4 protein-coding genes are annotated in these 2,353 nt (G+C 74.9%); 2 read left to right on the plus strand and 2 right to left on the minus strand.

The genetic code is table 11. The annotated features are described in order from the left end of the window. The first annotated feature begins 56 nt into the window (after positions 1–56). Together LCD33_RS28475 and LCD33_RS28480 are read left to right on the plus strand one after the other, a co-directional pair. A complete protein-coding gene (locus tag LCD33_RS28475) occupies positions 57–905 on the plus strand; it encodes a class I SAM-dependent methyltransferase (protein ID WP_224963282.1) in 849 nt (282 codons plus the stop codon). 75 nt (positions 906–980) lie between these two features. Next, positions 981–1,241, plus strand: coding sequence for a DUF3040 domain-containing protein (locus LCD33_RS28480; RefSeq protein WP_224963284.1), 261 nt, complete (start codon positions 981–983; stop codon positions 1,239–1,241). 5 nt (positions 1,242–1,246) lie between these two features. Here the strand turns inward: LCD33_RS28480 and LCD33_RS28485 are convergent, their stop codons facing one another. Together LCD33_RS28485 and LCD33_RS28490 are read right to left on the minus strand one after the other, a co-directional pair. After that, positions 1,247–1,555, minus strand: a complete 309-nt coding sequence (locus LCD33_RS28485; protein ID WP_224963286.1) for a DUF6221 family protein — start codon at positions 1,553–1,555, stop codon at positions 1,247–1,249. 610 nt (positions 1,556–2,165) lie between these two features. Next, positions 2,166–2,353, minus strand: a 188-nt coding sequence (locus LCD33_RS28490) for a glycosyl hydrolase-related protein (protein WP_224978496.1), incomplete at its 5' end; no start/stop codon positions are given.

Here is a 2,353-nt window from a genome sequence, read left to right on the forward strand (position 1 = left end):
GCCCCATAGACTCCCCTCCCCGAACGCACCGTTCACCGCACCGCTGGGGGAAGCACATGGCCGAGCAGCCCGAGATCGCGATCGCCCCGTCGAACGCCGCCCAGTCCCGGGCGTGGGACGGCGAGCAGGGCGAGTTCTGGGCGGAGCGCGCCGAGCGCTTCGACGAGGGCGTCGCCGCCTACCACGAGCTGTTCCTGGACGCGGCCGAGATCGGCCCGGCCGCGCGGGTGCTCGACGTCGGCTGCGGCAGCGGGAAGGTCACCCGGGACGCGGCGCGGCGCGCGGCGGCGGGCTGGGCGCACGGGGTCGATCTCTCGGCGCCCCTGGTGCAGCTGGCCCGGGTGCTGGCGCAGCGGGAAGGGGTGGCGAACGCGTCGTTCGAGCGGGCTGACGCGCAGGTTCACCCCTTCCCCACCGTCGACCTGGTGCTGAGCAGGCACGGGGCGATGTTCTTCGGCGCGCCCCGCGACGCGTTCACCCACCTCGGGCGGGCGTTGACGCCGGGCGGTGGGCTGGCGCTGCTGACCTGGCAGCCGGCGGAGCACAACCCGTGGATGGGCGGGTTCCGCTCGGTGCTCTCCGGTGGACGCGAGGGCGCGCCGCCGGTGGACGGGCCGGGTCCGCTGTCGATGAGCGAGCCGGCGGTGGTGCGGGCGTTGCTGGAGTCGGCGGGTTTCGAACGGGTGCGGTTGGACGGGCTGCGGGAGCGGATGTACTTCGGCCGGGACGCCGCGGACGCGTTCCGGTTCGTCACCGGGCAGTTCTCCGGGTTGCTGGCCGGGCTGGAGGCGCCGCAGCGGGAGCGGGCGGAGGCGCGGCTGCTGGCGCTGCTCACCGAGCACGAGTCCGAGCGGGGCGTGCTGTTCGAGTCGGCGGCGTGGCTGGTGCGGGCGCGGCGGCCGTGACCTGCGGCTGCGGGGTGTAGGGATCTCGTTCTCGCGGGTAGCCGGTTGTCGGTCCACTCCAGGGAGGTCGAGGTCATGCTGCCCAGGCACGAACGCCGCCGCATCGCGGAAATCGAGAAGGGTCTGGTTCTGCAGGACCCCGATTTCGCCGACCGGTTGCGGCGCGCGGAGCTGCCCGGCCGGTCGCGGCCCGGGGTGCGGGTCGTGCTGGGTTGCGTCGCGGTGGTGGCGGCGTTGTTGTGCATGGTGCTCGGTGAGGTGGCGGGTTTCCTGCTGGCGGGGTTGTTGGCGACGGTGCTGCTCGCGGCGCGGGGCTGGCGGTTGTTGACGTCCTGAGGCGGTCAGGGGCGCCAGCGGGCGCGGTAGCCGGGCCGGTCGGCGTAGGGCAGGCCGAGCAGGGCTCGGGTGGCGCAGCCGCGTTCGTCTTCGGGCGGGTAGGCCTCGCCGAGCCGGTCGCAGGGTCCGGTGCCGGAGCCGCAGAGCTGGTGCTGGCGCAGCAGCCTGGTCTTGAGCTCGCATTCGCGGAAGCCGCGGAAGACGGTGCCGCCGCAGGGTTTGGCGTTGCCCGCTTCGACGTCTTCGCGCACCCAGCGCAGCAGTTCCAGGTCGATGTCGATCTGTCGTCGCAGGAACTCGGCGAACCGGTTCATGGTCGTCCCCCACCGCGGTACGCGGGTACCGCCCGTTCTGCCGTTCGGCGTGCGGTGCCGGTTGTCGGCCCGCTCGGGTGGGGACGTGGCAGGGGGCCGGGTGTGACGCGGTGTGCGGGGGTCATGCCTGGGCGTGGTGGTTCGGGTGGGTGTCGAGCACTGCGCGGCTCGTGGCGCCTGGTGCGCCGGTGGCTGCCACGAGCACGGGGCGTACCTCCGTCGTCGTTCGTTCGATCGTTCGACGGTACCCATGGCGGGGTGTGCGGATCACCCGCGAGAGTCGGTGCGTGGTGGCGCGTTTCGGGGGGGGGGGGGGGGGGGGGGGGGGGGGGGGGGGGGGGCGGCGGGGCGGCCGGACCAGCGCCGCGCCGGCCCCCCGGCGGCCCGGCGGCCCCGGCCGCGGGGGCGGTGGGGGGGGGGGGGGGGGGGGGGGTGGGCCCCCCCCCCCCCCCCCCTTTTTCGTCCGCGTCCCGGGGGACGCGGTCCGGTGAGCCGTCCGGCGCGGTGTGCGGTCGGTGCGGGCTCTGCGGCCATGATGCGGAGCGCGTGGTGGTGGGGCGCGCGGCGATCACCGGATCCGGGTGGTGTTCACCCCGGCGCGCCGCGCGTTTCACCGGGTCGGGTCCGGGTCCGCTCCTTTGGTCTCGGCACCGGTTCGGGTGATGCGGAGGGTGCGGATTTCGAAGGGGCGCAGGGTGATGGGTTCGGCGTGGTACTGGGGTTCGCCGGTGGGGCGTTCGAGCAGGTCGGTTCGGGTGATCGCGGTGTGGGGGAAGTGCGGGGTGAGGGTGGTGGTGG

This window comes from Saccharopolyspora sp. 7B, assembly GCF_020177435.1.
GTDB lineage: Bacteria > Actinomycetota > Actinomycetes > Mycobacteriales > Pseudonocardiaceae > Saccharopolyspora_C > Saccharopolyspora_C gregorii.